We start from the raw sequence: 16111 nt of genomic DNA, 5'->3' as shown, positions 1-16111 counted from the left end.
TGTTTCTCTTCTTTCATATTTTCTATTTAAAATTCTTGCAAGATACATGAAGAATCAATAAAATAAACAATAATGATTATCATTTAAATATATTTAATGTTCAACATGCCTAAACTGTTTTATTTTGAATCATTTAAAGTCAGTAAATAGTTTTAAAAAACCAGGTTTGAACTGTTCTTTCATAGAATAAAGTGATTATGTTATGCATAGAATTCAATATCCATTATCAGTTTTGTATCGCTTTATCCTTGCTTTTGGTTTTGGCTATCTGTGTAGCTATTTATTGTCTTTATTATTAACAGATCTATTTTATCCTTACTTTGCTAAAGCTGAGTCAATTTATTTGGCTGCGTTTTCCGCACTGGTTTTTTACATTATCTTTGTCATTTTTAGCTTTTGTGTTCAATCACTTAAAAAGCTTTCAACCATGATCATCTCGTTATCTTCTATGTTATTTTTACTTTCAAAATTAGTAGGTTAGCCATGTTTAAATCTGTTCGTCAATCTATGGCTTGGCTACACACATGGGTTGGGCTTCTGTTTGGCTGGTTACTCCTTGCAATTTTTATCACAGGCTCAGTGTCTTATTACCGTCATGAATTAAATACTTGGATGCAACCACAACTTGCGAGTATTCAAATTAAACAAGAAACAGCAATAACAACGGCTTTTGCTTATTTACAAGAAAATGCTGCCGATGCCAAAAGTTGGTATATAGGTGTTGCAAACGCTCATGAGCCTGTCAATAAAGTTTACTGGCAAAAAGCAGATGGCGATTTTGAAAGTAAAACTTTAGATGCCAATACAGGTGAAGTGTTAAATTTATCCGCTACTAAAGGTGGTGACTTTTTTTATAATTTCCATTATCAACTCTATGGAATGCCTGTTTCAATAGGTAGATTGATTGTAACGATTGCAGCGCTAATCATGCTCATCACATTGATTTCAGGTGTCATTACCCATAAAAAAATATTTACAGATTTTTTCACATTAAGAGCATTTAAAGGGCAGCGTTCATATTTAGATTTTCATAATGTAACCGCAGTTTTGGCTTTACCCTTCTTTCTCACAATTACCTTTACAGGTTTAGCAATTTTCTTTTACATCATATTCCCAACAGGAATGAAAAAGCTTTATCCAGATAACCCTTATCAATATTTTGAAGAAATCCGTATAATTTCAAATGCTGAAAAAGATCCAACGGCCACCCAAGCAACAATGCTACCTATTGAATACTTCCTAAGACAATCACAACAACAATGGGGAAATTCTGAAATTGATAACATTACAATCAAACAACCTAATACGTTACAAGCCAAACTCGTCATCACTGAAAGTAAGGATTCATCTATTACACGTCACCAAGCTCAACTTAGTTTCGATGCACATGATGGAAAATTACTGAGAGATACACGTAATAACAGTGTAATTGCAACTTTAAATGCAGGTGTTTATGGCTTGCATATGGCACATTTTGCACAGCCGATATTGCGACTCGCCTTGTTTTTTTCTGGGATTTTAGGCTGTGCTATGATTGCATCTGGATTATTATTATGGAGCTTAAAACGCCAAATTCAGAACAAAAGCAATCGTTTTCATTTTGGGCAATACTTGGTCAACCGCTTAAATATTGCGGCAATCATTGGTTTACCCATCGCCATGCTCTGCTATTTATACGCTAATCGATTGATTCACATTCAGGCTGATCAGCCTAATTATGAAATCTATAGCTTTTTTATCACTTGGTTGATCAGTTTTTTGATTGCCTTAGCGACATCTCAGCACCATCTTTGGAAATCGCAACTGAAAATTTTTATTTTACTGGCGATATGCTTACCAATTTTCAATCTTTACATTCTAATTTCTAAACAATATATTCACAGTTTTTCAGACTATTGGTCTTTCCTACGCGTAGATTTGATCATTATGTTATTTGCCGTTGTCGGAATATTTTTACATCAAAAAATTATACCGATAAAACAAAAAGCTACAGCTAAAATTCAACAAAAAATACTAAAGAATGCACAAATAAAATCAGCTCAGGAATTAACAGAATGATTTTAGTCATCGCGTTTACGCTCATTTTGATTGCAAGTTATGCTCTTTATTTGGTCAGCTCTAAACAAATTCAGAAAACGCTTAAATCACGCTGGGCTATTTTTGCCAAACAAATCAAAGTCGTCCGTTATATCGCTCTTGTTTTTATTTTGATTGCATTAAGCTGTTTCAGTCATGCTTTTGGAAATAGTATTGCTATTGTTGCTCTATGCCTATTCAGCACACCGATTATTTTTGGATTAATACTATTAATCAATGATTTAAAGCCAAAAATTAAAACCTAAATTTTACTTTAACTTTTTATAAGCGCTTAATTTTAATAGATTTTAAATACTACAATATATTTTTAATTTATACATTTATCAGATAGATATATGTCATCGCTTTAGAATCATTATTTTAAACTGACTTTAGCATTTTTTAGAATAAGTAAATCAATAATCAAGACAACTACTTATATTAAAAAGTCATAAGATATGCCTGTTTTTTGATATTTGGCAATTTAGGCATGTTTGGTCCTGTAGAGTTTATTTTAGCTGGTGTACTTGTTGGCTTCTGCGTTGGTATTACTGGTGTTGGTGGTGGTTCTTTAATGACCCCTATTCTGATCAGTCTATTTCGTATTGAACCCCATATTGCTATTGGTACAGACCTTTTATATGCTGCTATTTCTAAATTTTGTGGCTCTTTCGTGCATGCAAAAAAACTCAATATTGTTTGGCCTATCGTACTCTGGTTAGCGCTAGGTAGTTTACCTGCTTCGTTTGCTACCCATTGGGTTCTTGATAATTACCTGAGTGGATCTAGCCACTATAAAACTGTATTGACGATGGTTTTAGGTTTTATGCTAACAATCACAGGTCTTTCAATTATGTTCCGTGCACAAATTGAAAAGTTCTTTGCAAAATTTCGTGAAGGTAAACACGATTTTCATGAAACCAATAATTTTACAATTGAAGGTAAGCGTATTCATGTCGTAATTATGGGCGTTGTACTGGGTGTATTTGTAACCCTATCATCTGTTGGTGCAGGTGCTTTCGGCATTATGGCTCTCATTCTCATGTTCCCGAATTTACCTATGATTCGTATTATTGGTTCAGATGTCGTACATGCGGTGTTATTAACCTCTGTTGCAGGTTTTGCCCACATGACTTCTGGAAATGTCGACTTTCATCTTCTAGGATGGTTATTAGTTGGTTCTATTCCAGCGATTATTATTGGTACACTTATCAGCTCTAAAATGCCTGAAAAATTAATTCGTAAGATTCTAGGCATCACATTATTTGCACTCGGCATTAACTTTATTGTAAATCCAGTGAAAAGCAAACCTATAGAAAAGCCTCAAACTGCTATGATTATTCAAACCAATCAACAACATGTAGGTTAATTTATCGGTTTAATTCATAACTGAAATTTATGAATTGATCGTAAAGTTTTAATGATTTATTTATAACAAAACTTTAATCAATTCATGTTATATTCAGGCTACTAAAAATACTTTTGTATGATCTAATACCCAGTGACGGCAATGAATACACAACAGTCTACTCCTATTACTCAATCAGATATTGATGACGTGAATGTACAAAGCATTCAAACACTTGTAACGCCAGCTGAACTTAAAGCTGAATTACCACTGAATGAAAAATCTTATCAAACCGTACTTCACGGTCGTGAAACTGTACGTAATATTTTAAATGGCAATGACAAACGTCTTTTTGTTGTGATTGGTCCATGTTCTATTCACGACCCTGTTGCTGCGCATGATTACGCAGATCGCTTAAAAGTTTTAAGCGAAAAAGTAAAAGACACCTTATTTATCATCATGCGTGTTTATTTTGAAAAACCTCGTACAACTGTCGGTTGGAAAGGTTTGGTCAATGACCCAGATATGAATGACTCATTTAACATTGAGAAAGGTCTACGCTTAGGTCGTAAACTTTTACTTGAGTTAAATGATAAGGGCTTGCCTTGTGCGACTGAAGCCCTTGACCCTAACTCACCACAATATTACCAAGATTTAATTTCATGGTCTGCGATTGGCGCACGTACAACCGAAAGCCAAACACACCGCGAAATGTCTTCAGGTCTTTCTTCTCCTGTCGGTTTTAAAAATGGTACTGATGGTGGTTTAACTGTTGCAACCAATGCGATGCAATCGGTTAAACATGGTCATAGCTTCTTAGGTTTAAATAACGAAGGACAAGTTTCAGTTATTCGTACCAATGGTAATCCTTATGCACACGTCGTATTACGTGGTGGTAATGGTAAACCTAACTATGATGCAGGTTCTGTTGCCGAAGCAGAAAATGCTTTAGCAAAAGCCAAAGTAAGCAATAAAATCATGATTGATGCCAGTCATGCAAATTCAAATAAAGACCCGTACTTACAACCTTTGGTGTTGAAAAATATCACTGAACAAATTTTAGATGGTAATAAATCAATCGTAGGCTTGATGGTTGAAAGTCATATCAAAGGCGGACGTCAAGATATACCAGAAAATCTGAGCGATTTAGAATATGGTCAATCTGTGACCGATGGTTGTATCGATTGGGAAACAACTGAAAAAGCACTCCTTGAAATGGATGCCGCTTTGAAAGAAATATTACCAAATCGTTAATTTTATGAAAACGCCATCTACAAAGATGGCGTTTTTGTTTATGATGTTAGTAAAATTTTGATGTAATCTGTAAGAATGCTATGAATGAACTTGAACAAAAACTCAGTGAAATCGCAAACTTTCAGTTTGTCCACGAGCACCTACTGACCTCTGGTCAACCTACAGTTGAACAGCTCAAACAGATTAAAGAATATGGCGTAGATACCATCATCAATCTTGCTTTTACAGATGCAGATCTGCACCTCGAAAATGAAGATAAAATCTGTGCTGAATTAAGTTTGAACTACATTCAAATTCCAATTTTGTGGGATACACCTGCGGATGATCAATGTTTATTTATTCTTGATTTGATCGCACATTTAGTTCAAGAAAAAATGGTGTGGGTACATTGTACCGAGAATATGCGTGTCAGTAGTTTGATGTATTTATATCGCCAGTATTTTCTGGATATCGATATGCCGACAGCTCAAGAAGAATTGCATAAGGTTTGGGAACCCAATGAAACTTGGACGGGTTTGATTCATGCGGTAAGTCTACAATTACAAGGTCGTAAATCAACTTTAGATTTACAACATTCCTTGATGCATGTGGATCATTTTGCTTAATAGAAACAAGAGAAACTTTTGATAAAAGTTACAGCGTATTTAAAATGAGGATGCTCATTAACATCCTCCATTTAATATTTTTAATTACTTGACTAGATGTGAAACCAATACTGTCGCTGTCGATAAAATTCCTTCTTGACGTCCTGTAAAACCTAATTTTTCAGTGGTCGTCGCTTTAACACTTACCTGTGTTACATCTACATTCAAAACATCTGCAATACTTTGACGCATTTCCAAATTGTGTTTTGCCAACTTAGGACGCTCACAAGCCACTGTAATATCAGCATTATTCAAAACATAACCACGATCTAAGATCAGTTGATAGACATGCTTTAACAATTTACGGCTGTCTGCACCTTTAAACGCTGCATCTGTATCTGGGAAGTGCTGTCCAATATCCCCAAGCGCCAATGCGCCCAACAAAGCATCACATAGTGCATGTAACACTACATCGCCGTCAGAATGCGCTTTTAAACCATGTGTATGCGGAATTTTCACACCTGCCAAAGTCACAAAATCACCGTCTTCAAATGCATGTACATCCACTCCTTGCCCAATACGAATCGGTATGATCATTTTCAGCTCCTTTATGCAATTTTTAAGTTTGAAAAATCTTGTATTCGTACTTTCTATTTCGCTATAGTACGTATGCAAACATTATGAAAGTATAAGCGATCATGCTGTTGAAAACAGAGATTAATCCAATTAAAACGTTCTTATCTGGTCTCATTTTAAGTTGCATCAGCACATCTGCTGTTTATGCAGCGCCAGTCAATTGTGAACAACAAAATTCGTCAACTTTACAAAAGTTATGTTCGAAAAAATTTGAACAATTAAGAACGGAATTAAATGAAAAGTACCTCACAGCTTATTTGGTCACAGACGCACCTATTCGTTTGATTAATGATACAAATAAATTATGGTTCAATCACTTGAATCAATGCAAATCAACTGAATGCTTTAGACAACAGTTTGATATACGACTAGAAGATTTGAATTTTTATACCTCAATGAATCAAAGCTTAACGCAACATTTCATCAAATATGAAAATGGAGATATTGCAAAGCAACCGATTCATTTACAGATTCATCAACTCACAAAAGATCGGATTAAAATTGAAGGCATTGCCTACCGCAACCCCAATAATCGTAAAGAAAAACAAATCATTTCTTTACTGGCGTACACCACACCCGATAAAAAGAATGAAATTTTAGACAATGAACGCGATTGTAAATATCAACTGAATTTCCAAAAAGCAATTTTGTCTATGAGCACACAACAAAAAGGCTGTGAACGTTTCACTGGAGTTTATCGTTTGTATGATTAATTATTAAAATCAATTGGATAATAATAAATATTGCAAATGTGATTTTATATTTTCCCACTCACCTTTTACGATGCTATACATCACGGTATCTCGAATGGTGCCATCTTTACGCAATAGATCACCACGAATGACACCATCTTTTTTTGCACCTAAACGCTCAATTGCTTTTTGACTTTTAAAATTAAATTGATCCGTCCGTAACGCAACAGTATTGGCTTGCAAATGCTCAAATGCATATTCGAGTAGAAGAAATTTGCACGTTGTATTTACATGCGTCCGTTGAACGGATTGTGCATACCATGTATAGCCAATTTCAAGGCGTTTAACATTCAAAAGAATATCGTGAAAACTGGTTGTACCTAAAATTTTACCCGTATTTTTTTCTATAACAACAAAAGGATATCGATTGCCCTGCGCCTTTTGTTGAAGTGCTTTATCAATATAATGATGCACTTCTGAATAATGCGGTGTCGAGGTAATGCGCAATTTCCAAAGTTCACCATCTTTACAGGCTTCGATTAAGCCCTGTTCATGATCATAGGATAATGGTACTAGATGAATATTATTTTTCTTAAGCTCAATATGCTGTAAGCCCTTTGGTAAAAATACATTTTCCATCATCAATATTACTCACATATTATTTTAAATTGCCAAAGCTAAGCACACTACACCAGCCAAACCCAATAATAAGCCAAGCGCAGTCATCAAATTCAGTTTTTCTTTAAACAGGAATAATCCTGCAATTACACCAAACAAGACAACCAGAATATTCATTCCTGCAAAAACCACTGCGGGTGAATCTTTTAATAACATATGCGCTTTGACATACAACGCAATATTGGCAAAATTAAGTAAACCTAAAGCAAGACCTGCCGTTAAACTTTTAATATTCCATACAGTTTTTTGAATAATTAAATAGGTCGTAGTCAAAATAAATGCACAAATAAACATTAAATTTAAACTTACAGCAAATTGTAAGCCAAGATTAGTGGTGTATTTCAATAAAATATCGACCAATGCATAACCGACCCACACTGCAAATAAATACATCGAGCCTTTCTGAGCATTTAGTGATGCAGCAATATCAACTCCATTTTTATGCGATGACAAAATACATAAGACTGCCACAATACCTAAAACAACACCCAAAACTTTAAGCTGACTAAACTGTTCTTGGAATAGGAAATAGGCGGCTAAAAGCGATAAAACCACAGATAAACGTTGTGCAATTTCTGTTTTTAAGATCCCTGCTGTTTGTAATGATTGAGTAAGACATAAAAAAATACTCGGAAGTGCAATTCCAAGTAAAACAATCAACCACCACGGCGTTGCTGAAATAGAGACATGTACCAAATCGGGTTCAAACCATAAATAACACAAAATACTTGCAACAACATAGTTGCTTGCAATCATCTGTAAAGCATCAAAACCTTTGTTTTTACAATATTTTAATAGGATTGACACCAAGACACTGCATGTCGCTGCTGCAAATACAAGTTCCATTTTATAATCTTCTATATAACTGAATCATCTCATCATGAAAAAGCCCACTCATAATAAGTGGGCTTCCAATTATAAATAATCCTTAATAATTATTTATAACGATCAACCATTTTCTCTAAAGAAATTGGGCGAATCTTGTCAGCATGTCCTGCTGTACCAAATTGTGTATAACGGTCTACACAGATTTGCTTCATTGCATCTACAGTTTTCGCAAAGAATTTACGTGGATCAAATTCACTTGGCTGTTCTGCCATCATACGGCGCATTGCACCAGTAGAAGCTAAACGCAAATCTGTATCGATGTTAATTTTACGAACACCATGTTTGATCGCTTCAACCAATTGCTCAACAGGAACACCGTAAGTTTCTTTGATATCGCCGCCGTATTGGTTAATGATTGCAAGCCATTCCTGTGGAACCGAACTTGAACCATGCATAACAAGGTGAGTATTTGGAAGCGCCGCATGAATTTCTTTAATGCGGTCAATTGCCAAAATATCACCTGTAGGTGGACGTGTAAACTTGTAAGCGCCGTGAGAAGTACCAACTGCAATTGCTAAAGCATCTACATTGGTATCTGCAACAAATTGAGTTGCTTCTTCAACAGAGGTTAAAAGCTGAGAATGGTCTAGAATACCTTCTGCACCTACACCATCTTCTTCACCAGCCATACCTGTTTCAAGGCTACCCAAGCAACCGATTTCACCTTCAACCGATACGCCACACGCATGTGCAAGAGCAACAGTACGACGTGTTACGTCTACATTATAGTCATAAGAAGTTGGTGTTTTACCATCTGCAGCCAAAGAACCATCCATCATTACAGATGAAAAGCCCAATTGAATTGAACGCTGACATACATCTGGGTCTGTACCATGATCTTGGTGCATAACCACTGGAATGTGCGGCCATTCTTCAATCGCAGCTAAAATTAAATGACGAAGAAAAGGTGCACCTGCGTATTTACGTGCACCCGCCGAAGCTTGCACAATAACTGGTGAATTCGTTTCGTCTGCGGCTAACATGATTGCGCGCATTTGTTCTAAATTGTTTACGTTAAACGCTGGAACGCCGTAATTGTGTTCACCGGCATGATCCAAGAGCTGGCGCAATGATATAAGAGCCATAATTTCCTCCCAGGTAATGCCCCATATTCTACATGGGGAATTATTTCAATTCAGCAACAATATGTAGTATTTCAAAAAAAATCCCTGCATTTGCAGAGACATTTAAACAAAATATAGCATTCAATATATTTATTGAGCTTTTGTTGCATCTGCATCAGTTGCTGGAGTTGCTGCATCAGCTGGAGCATTGGCTTTTTCAGCTGGAATATCTGTATTTTTTTCATCCAAAATAGGTTGGTCAAGCGCATCAATTGCAGCTTGTTGTTCTGTAGCCACACTTTCTGAACTTGAAAGTTGTTCAGATGCAGGTGCTTTATCCTGTTTTGAACATGCAGTTAAAGCCAAAGGAGCAATGATAAGTGCTGCGAGTACAAATTTAATTTTCATCACATTTTCCAAAAATGAGTTATTTATTGTCCATTAGCTTATTACAGATATATTTCATTTTTATTACTTTTTTGTGAATCGTCCATCAAAAAAGGGCTGACCGTAGCCAACCCATTCATATTTCTGTCATCTTTTTACGATTTTAACAGTCGCAGATGCGCAATTTTTGCTTATTTTGCACGTTCAAGTAAAACAGCAACTGCAGGCAGTGTTTTACCTTCTACAAATTCAAGGAATGCACCACCACCTGTAGAGATATAACCAATTTTATCCGCAACTTCGTATTTATCAATTGCAGCTAAAGTATCACCGCCACCTGCAATAGAAAAACCTGCTGATTCAGCAATGGCTAAAGACAAAGTTTTAGTTCCTTCGCCAAATTGATCAACTTCAAATACACCTACAGGGCCATTCCAAAGAATTGTTTTAGATGTTTTTAAGATTGCAGCAAATGCTTTTGCAGTTTCAGGACCAACATCTAAAATCATGTCGTTGTCTGTCACATCTTCAACTTTTTTCACCACTGCTTTTGCAGCAGCTAAAGAACCTAAGAAATCTGAAAAATCAATCTCAGCTGCATCAGCTACAACAACGTCTGTAGGAAGTGGAACAGATACTTTTGCTGCAATCGCTTTAGCAGTATCAATTAAATCATGTTCACACAATGATTTACCGACATTAAAGCCTGCAGCAGCCAAGAATGTATTGGCGATACCACCACCTACGATTAACTGATCACAAATATCAGAAAGTGATGTTAGAACATCAAGCTTCGTCGATACTTTTGAACCTGCAACAATCGCAACCATTGGTTTTTCAGGTGTTTGCAATGCACGACCTAAGGCATCTAGCTCAGCTGCAAGTAATGGACCTGCTGCTGCAACTTTCGCTAAACGTGCCACACCCTCAGTTGAAGCTTCTGCACGATGTGCAGTACCGAAAGCATCCATAACGAATACATCGCAAAGCGCTGCATATTTTGCTGCAAGTTCAGGGTTATTTTTCTTTTCACCGACATTGAAACGACAGTTCTCAAGTAAAACCACTTGCCCTGCTGCAACTTCAATACCGTCTAAGTAGTCAGTCAATAATTGAACGTCTTGACCCAAAGCCTCAGTCAAATATGCAGCCACTGGAGCCAATGATTGTTCTTGTTTTGGCTCACCTTCAACTGGACGACCAAGGTGAGAATACACCATCACAGCTGCACCTTTTTCAACAGCAGCTTTAATGGTTGGTAATGCAGCACGTAAGCGTGCATCACTTGTAATAACACCGTTTTTAACTGGAACGTTTAAATCTTCACGAATAAGGACACGTTTACCGGCTAAATCGAGGTCAGTCATACGCTGAAAATTCATGTTTGCTCACTTTATAGATATTAAAAATCGCGTAGATTCTAAATGATTACGCAAAAAAAGGTTAGATACTTTTGTAGAAAAGTTGAGATTTGATTATTTTTGATTATTATAGTTCAAACTTTCAATTTTATATGCTTATGTCTTTTCATCCAGATCCTAAAATCAATGGTTTAAATGTGTTAGGTGAGCCTTTAGCAAGTTGTTGCTTTTCGCCTATCACAGGTTATTTCCGAAATGGTTTTTGTCATACCGCGACCACAGATTTAGGTCAACATACTGTTTGTGCAGAAATGTCTTCAGAATTTCTAAATTATTCGCAAAAAGTAGGCAATGACCTTATTACGCCATTGCCTGAACATGGCTTCCCGGGAGTACAACCTGGTGATTTTTGGTGTTTATGTGTTACACGTTGGGTAGAAGCTTACCAAGATGGTATGGCACCCAATGTTAAACTTCAAGCTTGTCACCAAGCGGTCTTGTCTTATGTTCCCTTAGATATTTTAATGGAATACACTGTTTAATGAATGATCATACAAGTAATTTTCTCTTGGACGATAAAACAGAAATTATTTTGGCTTCATCGAGCCAGACCCGACAAGATTTAATGAATCGATTAAGACTGGATTATCGCTGTATTAGCCCAGATATTGATGAATCCCCTCGCAATGAAAGCCATGCCGATCATCTTGCCAAACGCCTAGCTTTCGAAAAAGCACAGATGATTGCTCAAGAACATCCTCATGCAATTGTGATTGGTTCAGACCAAGTTGCATGGCGTGAACATACTCCACAAAACTTTATTGGAAAACCATTAACTATAGAAAATGCTATTCAACAACTACAAGCCAATTCAGGAAAAAATGTCTTTTTTAGTACAGCCTTGAGTGTACAACATTTAGCTTCAGGTTTTGAGCAGACGTTGGTTGAACATTATCATGTTAAATTTAGAGACTTAACACTTGAAGAAATTCAGCGCTATATTGAAATCGATCAACCTTTACATTGTGCAGGCAGTTTTAAATGTGAAAGTCTAGGAATCAGTTTGTTTGAACAAATGATTGGGCAAGATCAAACGACGTTAATGGGTATGCCAATGATTGAATTGTGTGGAATTTTGAGGAAATTGGGAATTTCGTTGCCTTAATAAAACTTCTAAGCCTAATTGCTTCTAAATATTATTCATAAAATACCTTCATGATACTGAATAGGCAATTAGGATAATTCTCTAAACTAAATACTATCTTAATTAAGTCACTAATAACAGGCGGAAAAGTTCGAGAAAAATTGATGACAAATTTAACACCGAACGATATCTGACCTACGACTCAGTATACTTTTAAGACACCACCAAATTTTTAATATATTGATGAATACTATGTAGATGCTTTATGTATAGCCATAAATGGTACATACACATTTATAAGAATAAAGAATTCAGCGTTCCAAATAAACTCACCATAAAGTAAACCAACCTCATTTTCACTCCATTAACTTCTGGTGATTCATCCTATTAAGACTACCTTTGGAATAAATTAAAATTAAACTACAACTTGCACCATGCATCATCTCATAAGACAATAGCTTCATTATTGATTCAAATTTACTTAGGCTATTTTCATGTCCCAACCTTTAGATGTCTTAGGCGGAATTACCGCAGAACAATTTCTCTCAGAATACTGGCAAAAAAAACCATTATTAGTACGTAATGCGATTCCTGAAATCATAGATCTTCTTGTACCAGCTGATGTAATGGAGCTTGCACTAGATGAAAATACCACTGCCCGTCTCATTAAACAAAAAGACAAAGATCCAAACCAATGGACAGTAAAAAATGCACCATTGATTAAAGGTGATTTCCAAAAATTACCAAAGCTTTGGACATTATTGGTTCAAGCCGTAGATCACTATTCGTTTGATTTAGCAGAACTTTGGGGGAAATTCCCATTCATTCCGCAATGGCGTCGTGATGACATTATGGTGTCATATGCGCCTAACGGTGGTTCTGTAGGGAAACATTTTGACTTTTATGATGTATTTTTAGTACAAGGTCATGGGCATCGTCGTTGGCAGTTAGGTCAAATGTGTGATGAAGATTCTGAAATTATTGCAGGTCAACCATTAAAAATATTATCTGAAATAGATGTAAATTTTGATGAAGTGCTTGCACCGGGTGATTTACTCTATGTCCCACCTGGTCTAGCGCATTACGGCGTAGCAGAAGATGACTGTCTGACTTATTCATTCGGTTTTCGCATGCCTAATGTGCCTGACATGATGGATCGAGTTTGTGATAAATTTTCTGAAAATCAAACTCTAAAAAATCCTTTAGTCGATATTATACGTGACCAAGTCTCTCGTGCAGGTGAAGTGACTGAAAATGAATTGGCTTATTTAAAAGCTGAAATCATGACTCAATTGCAAAATTCTATTGTTTTAGACGATGCCATTATGAGCTTAATGTCAGAATCTAAATATCCTGAAAATATACCTGAAGCAGAAGAGATGGGGACTGGAGATTTAGAAGAAGTTCTAGATCAAGGCTATCACATTCAATTAGAACCAGCTTCACGCCTACTCTATTCTGACCAAGACGAGCAAATTTTGTTTTGGGCGAATGGTGAAGGCATCTGTATTTCAGAAGCATTTACTCCATTTTTAAAGCAAATTGCAGATGGTCAAACAGTAGAATTGAATTTAGATTTGGCAGATGAAGAAATTTTAGAAGATTTAGTAATGCTATTAAATGAATCTATTTTGATGCTTGTTCCAACTGAAGAATAAGCGTTAAAAAACCTCCATAGCTTTGAAAATAAAACCTGACATGCTCAGGTTTTATTTTTTATGAATAAAAGTCTTTCATTAGCCCTTTTTATTTCTCTTGTCCTTTACTCAGGGAAAAATAACAAGGGAATGAACATTGAGGAAAGCAATTTAATCAAAACGTTACTTACTTATTGAGATCAATGCTTTTATTGGTAGAAATCGTTTGTGTCATTTCTGAAGAGCCCTGTAATTGTTGCTTCAATTGTAAATTTTCTTTTTGTAATTTTTGATTATTCAAGTACATGAAAAATAGACCTAAATAGGAAATAACAACCACAATACAAATATAAGTGGCCATAAAACTGATATTCGGATTTACAAGTTTATCTATATAACTTTCCATTGTTTTTCCTATTTTAAATATTTTTGAATTGAATCTGTTTCGCACGATAATAGCAGAATACCTGCAAATTAAAATGTTTCAAATATAGATCATGTGTTTGCTGATGTGTAACTTCGAACTACATAATTAGAACCATTCTCATGCCTAACAATTCACTACTTGAGAAATATGCATAAAATTGGCAACTTAGTGAAAGTAACGTCGCTGGAAACACAAAATAATGGCAAGCCCTGCTCAATCAATTCGTCACAAATTTTTAAATACATTTTTTTCTCGATATTCCATATGGTTTTTGAGTATTTTCATCGCAATTTATTTGACTTGGACTATCTTCTTTCACGAAAGTCATTTTATTTATTATTTTTTCTCAGATAACGTTTTAAATATCGTATGGATAATAGGCATTTCACTTACCCTTGTCGGCTTTCACGATATTATTCAGTCAAAACACTCAATTCTGAGAAATTACCCAATTATGGGACATTTCCGCTTTTTCTTTGAAGATATCCGCCCTGAAATTCGTCAATATTTCATCGAATCTGATGATGATGCATTACCCTTTTCACGTGCTCAAAGAAGCTTAGTGTATCAACGGGCAAAAAATGAAAATGCAGATAAGCCTTTTGGCTCAATTACCGATGTCTATCAAGAAGATTACCGCTTTCTCACCCATTCAATAGCACCGAAAAACCCAGCAGATTTTAATACATTCCGAATTAGTATTGGTAATGAGCAGTGCTCACAACCTTATAGTGCTTCGATTATGAATATTTCTGCAATGAGCTTTGGTAGTTTAAGTGCCAATGCGATTTTAGCTTTAAATAAAGGTGCGAAGTTAGGACATTTTTACCACGATACTGGTGAAGGCAGTTTAAGCCCATATCATCTTGAAAATGGTGGCGATATTGTTTGGGAAATTGCCAGTGGCTACTTTGGCTGTCGCACTTTAGATGGAAAATTTGATCCTGAAAAATTTAAGCAGCAAGCGGCTTTACCGCAAATTAAAATGGTTGAAATCAAGCTATCACAAGGTGCTAAACCAGGACATGGCGGTATTCTTCCTAAGAATAAAATTACAGAGGAAATAGCTCACATTCGTGGTATTTCTAGAGATATAGATTGTGTATCTCCGGCTTCACATTCGGCTTTTCATACACCAATTGAAATGCTGAATTTTATCCAACAATTACGTGAATTATCAGCAGGAAAGCCTGTCGGTTTTAAATTATGTATTGGTCAACCTTGGCAATTCATGAGTATTGTCAAAGCTATGCTTGAAACAAAAATTTATCCTGACTTCATTGTGGTGGATGGTTCCGAAGGCGGTACTGGTGCAGCACCTATCGAATTGATTGATCATATGGGTACGCCTTTACGTGAAGGTTTATTGTTTGTTCACAATACCTTAGTGGGTGCTGGCATACGCTCTAAAATAAAAATTGGCGCAAGTGGAAAAATTATCAGTGCTTTTGATATTGCCAGTACGATGGCAATGGGGGCAGATTGGGTGAATTCTGCACGTGGCTTCATGTTTGCAATTGGTTGTATTCAAGCCCAAAGTTGTCATACAAATCAATGTCCTGTCGGTGTAGCCACTCAAAATAAAGAACGTCAAAAAGCCTTAGATGTTCCGTCTAAAGCTGAACGCGTTTTTAGTTTCCAGAAAAATACGCTCAAAGCCCTTGCAGAAATGATTGCAGCTGCTGGCTTACAACATCCTGCCGAGATCAAAGCACATCATTTAGCACAGCGGATCAATGACCGTGAAATTAAAAATTATGCACAATTACATTTTTGGTTGAAAGATGGTGAGTTACTCAATTGTGATAATAAAGATGATGAAAACTTCTATTTTAGAATGTGGAATTTAGCAACGCCTGAAAAGTTCTAAAATTCCAAGTAAGGCAAGTAATATAATGCCTAATGATTTTCATTGGGTATTAGTAGATTATTCAT

The 16111-nt window shown here is 35.9% G+C and carries 17 protein-coding genes; 10 read left to right on the top strand and 7 right to left on the bottom strand.

Going from position 1 to position 16111, the window contains the following annotated elements:
• Positions 1-483: 483 nt before the first annotated feature.
• The 5 genes from ACG94X_RS04540 to ACG94X_RS04520 all read left to right on the top strand — a co-directional run bounded on the left by ACG94X_RS04540 (position 484) and on the right by ACG94X_RS04520 (position 5283).
• Positions 484-2058, top strand: coding sequence for a PepSY-associated TM helix domain-containing protein (locus tag ACG94X_RS04540; RefSeq protein ID WP_419382545.1), 1575 nt, complete (start codon positions 484-486; stop codon positions 2056-2058).
• Positions 2055-2342, top strand: coding sequence for a hypothetical protein (locus ACG94X_RS04535; protein ID WP_419382544.1), 288 nt, complete (start codon positions 2055-2057; stop codon positions 2340-2342). Before ACG94X_RS04540 ends, ACG94X_RS04535 begins: the two co-directional genes overlap by 4 nt.
• A gap of 224 nt (positions 2343-2566) precedes the next feature.
• Complete coding sequence (locus ACG94X_RS04530; RefSeq protein ID WP_419382543.1) at positions 2567-3445, top strand: sulfite exporter TauE/SafE family protein; 879 nt, start codon at positions 2567-2569, stop codon at positions 3443-3445.
• Positions 3446-3586: 141 nt separating this feature from the next.
• Positions 3587-4678 (top strand): 3-deoxy-7-phosphoheptulonate synthase, encoded by a 1092-nt coding sequence (locus ACG94X_RS04525; RefSeq protein WP_419382542.1) that lies wholly within the window; start codon positions 3587-3589, stop codon positions 4676-4678.
• An 80-nt stretch (positions 4679-4758) separates the two neighbouring features.
• The gene (locus ACG94X_RS04520) at positions 4759-5283 is read left to right on the top strand and encodes a protein tyrosine phosphatase family protein (RefSeq protein ID WP_419382541.1); all 525 of its coding nucleotides are present in this window, start codon (positions 4759-4761) and stop codon (positions 5281-5283) included.
• Positions 5284-5367: 84 nt separating this feature from the next.
• Here ACG94X_RS04520 and ispF read toward each other — a convergent pair whose 3' ends face one another.
• On the bottom strand, positions 5368-5859 hold the full coding sequence (gene ispF, locus ACG94X_RS04515; RefSeq protein ID WP_419382540.1) for a 2-C-methyl-D-erythritol 2,4-cyclodiphosphate synthase: 492 nt from the start codon (positions 5857-5859) through the stop codon (positions 5368-5370).
• Positions 5860-5960: 101 nt separating this feature from the next.
• Here ispF and ACG94X_RS04510 point away from each other — a divergent pair, with 101 nt between their 5' ends.
• Complete coding sequence (locus ACG94X_RS04510) at positions 5961-6611, top strand: A1S_1983 family putative colistin resistance protein (RefSeq protein ID WP_419382539.1); 651 nt, start codon at positions 5961-5963, stop codon at positions 6609-6611.
• A 9-nt stretch (positions 6612-6620) separates the two neighbouring features.
• Here ACG94X_RS04510 and ACG94X_RS04505 read toward each other — a convergent pair whose 3' ends face one another.
• The 5 genes from ACG94X_RS04505 to ACG94X_RS04485 all read right to left on the bottom strand — a co-directional run bounded on the left by ACG94X_RS04505 (position 6621) and on the right by ACG94X_RS04485 (position 10989).
• Positions 6621-7232: a GNAT family N-acetyltransferase gene (locus tag ACG94X_RS04505; RefSeq protein WP_419382538.1), complete on the bottom strand. Its 612-nt coding sequence runs from the start codon at positions 7230-7232 to the stop codon at positions 6621-6623.
• A 21-nt stretch (positions 7233-7253) separates the two neighbouring features.
• Complete coding sequence (locus ACG94X_RS04500) at positions 7254-8114, bottom strand: EamA family transporter (RefSeq protein ID WP_419382537.1); 861 nt, start codon at positions 8112-8114, stop codon at positions 7254-7256.
• Between the two features lie 89 nt (positions 8115-8203).
• Complete coding sequence (gene fba, locus ACG94X_RS04495) at positions 8204-9241, bottom strand: class II fructose-bisphosphate aldolase (RefSeq protein ID WP_419382536.1); 1038 nt, start codon at positions 9239-9241, stop codon at positions 8204-8206.
• Between the two features lie 129 nt (positions 9242-9370).
• Positions 9371-9628 carry a hypothetical protein gene (locus ACG94X_RS04490; protein ID WP_419382535.1) on the bottom strand — a complete coding sequence of 86 codons (258 nt, stop codon included), beginning with the start codon at positions 9626-9628 and terminating at the stop codon, positions 9371-9373.
• 170 nt (positions 9629-9798) lie between these two features.
• The gene (locus tag ACG94X_RS04485) at positions 9799-10989 is read right to left on the bottom strand and encodes a phosphoglycerate kinase (RefSeq protein ID WP_419382534.1); all 1191 of its coding nucleotides are present in this window, start codon (positions 10987-10989) and stop codon (positions 9799-9801) included.
• Between the two features lie 137 nt (positions 10990-11126).
• Here ACG94X_RS04485 and ACG94X_RS04480 point away from each other — a divergent pair, with 137 nt between their 5' ends.
• From ACG94X_RS04480 to ACG94X_RS04470, 3 genes are all read left to right on the top strand, one after another.
• Positions 11127-11510, top strand: coding sequence for a DUF2237 family protein (locus ACG94X_RS04480; protein ID WP_419382581.1), 384 nt, complete (start codon positions 11127-11129; stop codon positions 11508-11510).
• On the top strand, positions 11510-12133 hold the full coding sequence (locus ACG94X_RS04475; protein ID WP_419382533.1) for a Maf family protein: 624 nt from the start codon (positions 11510-11512) through the stop codon (positions 12131-12133). The genes ACG94X_RS04480 and ACG94X_RS04475 overlap by 1 nt, the downstream gene beginning before the upstream one ends.
• A gap of 473 nt (positions 12134-12606) precedes the next feature.
• Positions 12607-13770: a JmjC domain-containing protein gene (locus ACG94X_RS04470; protein ID WP_419382532.1), complete on the top strand. Its 1164-nt coding sequence runs from the start codon at positions 12607-12609 to the stop codon at positions 13768-13770.
• A gap of 166 nt (positions 13771-13936) precedes the next feature.
• On the opposite strand, the gene ACG94X_RS04465 is transcribed toward ACG94X_RS04470, so the two are convergent.
• On the bottom strand, positions 13937-14155 hold the full coding sequence (locus tag ACG94X_RS04465) for a hypothetical protein (RefSeq protein ID WP_419382531.1): 219 nt from the start codon (positions 14153-14155) through the stop codon (positions 13937-13939).
• Between the two features lie 220 nt (positions 14156-14375).
• On the opposite strand from ACG94X_RS04465, the gene ACG94X_RS04460 reads away from it, so the two are divergent.
• On the top strand, positions 14376-16046 hold the full coding sequence (locus tag ACG94X_RS04460; RefSeq protein WP_419382530.1) for an FMN-binding glutamate synthase family protein: 1671 nt from the start codon (positions 14376-14378) through the stop codon (positions 16044-16046).
• The last annotated feature ends 65 nt before the right edge of the window (positions 16047-16111 follow it).

It is taken from the genome of Acinetobacter psychrotolerans (genome assembly GCF_048552595.1).
In the GTDB taxonomy this organism is placed as follows: domain Bacteria; phylum Pseudomonadota; class Gammaproteobacteria; order Pseudomonadales; family Moraxellaceae; genus Acinetobacter.
Note: the sequence above shows the minus strand (reverse complement) of the source record. Positions and strands in the feature narration are given on the sequence as shown.

What these genes read in the sequence shown, in the direction of transcription:
- ACG94X_RS04500 (WP_419382537.1), bottom strand. Translation starts at nt 8,114, where the DNA reads ATGGAACTTGTATTTGCAGCAGCGACATGCAGTGTCTTGGTGTCAATC.
- ACG94X_RS04525 (WP_419382542.1), top strand. Translation starts at nt 3,587, where the DNA reads ATGAATACACAACAGTCTACTCCTATTACTCAATCAGATATTGATGAC.
- ACG94X_RS04540 (WP_419382545.1), top strand. Translation starts at nt 484, where the DNA reads ATGTTTAAATCTGTTCGTCAATCTATGGCTTGGCTACACACATGGGTT.
- ACG94X_RS04510 (WP_419382539.1), top strand. Translation starts at nt 5,961, where the DNA reads ATGCTGTTGAAAACAGAGATTAATCCAATTAAAACGTTCTTATCTGGT.
- ACG94X_RS04520 (WP_419382541.1), top strand. Translation starts at nt 4,759, where the DNA reads ATGAATGAACTTGAACAAAAACTCAGTGAAATCGCAAACTTTCAGTTT.
- ACG94X_RS04505 (WP_419382538.1), bottom strand. Translation starts at nt 7,232, where the DNA reads ATGATGGAAAATGTATTTTTACCAAAGGGCTTACAGCATATTGAGCTT.
- ACG94X_RS04465 (WP_419382531.1), bottom strand. Translation starts at nt 14,155, where the DNA reads ATGGAAAGTTATATAGATAAACTTGTAAATCCGAATATCAGTTTTATG.
- ACG94X_RS04490 (WP_419382535.1), bottom strand. Translation starts at nt 9,628, where the DNA reads ATGAAAATTAAATTTGTACTCGCAGCACTTATCATTGCTCCTTTGGCT.
- ACG94X_RS04475 (WP_419382533.1), top strand. Translation starts at nt 11,510, where the DNA reads ATGAATGATCATACAAGTAATTTTCTCTTGGACGATAAAACAGAAATT.
- ACG94X_RS04485 (WP_419382534.1), bottom strand. Translation starts at nt 10,989, where the DNA reads ATGAATTTTCAGCGTATGACTGACCTCGATTTAGCCGGTAAACGTGTC.
- fba (WP_419382536.1), bottom strand. Translation starts at nt 9,241, where the DNA reads ATGGCTCTTATATCATTGCGCCAGCTCTTGGATCATGCCGGTGAACAC.
- ispF (WP_419382540.1), bottom strand. Translation starts at nt 5,859, where the DNA reads ATGATCATACCGATTCGTATTGGGCAAGGAGTGGATGTACATGCATTT.
- ACG94X_RS04470 (WP_419382532.1), top strand. Translation starts at nt 12,607, where the DNA reads ATGTCCCAACCTTTAGATGTCTTAGGCGGAATTACCGCAGAACAATTT.
- ACG94X_RS04480 (WP_419382581.1), top strand. Translation starts at nt 11,127, where the DNA reads ATGTCTTTTCATCCAGATCCTAAAATCAATGGTTTAAATGTGTTAGGT.
- ACG94X_RS04460 (WP_419382530.1), top strand. Translation starts at nt 14,376, where the DNA reads ATGGCAAGCCCTGCTCAATCAATTCGTCACAAATTTTTAAATACATTT.
- ACG94X_RS04530 (WP_419382543.1), top strand. Translation starts at nt 2,567, where the DNA reads ATGTTTGGTCCTGTAGAGTTTATTTTAGCTGGTGTACTTGTTGGCTTC.
- ACG94X_RS04535 (WP_419382544.1), top strand. Translation starts at nt 2,055, where the DNA reads ATGATTTTAGTCATCGCGTTTACGCTCATTTTGATTGCAAGTTATGCT.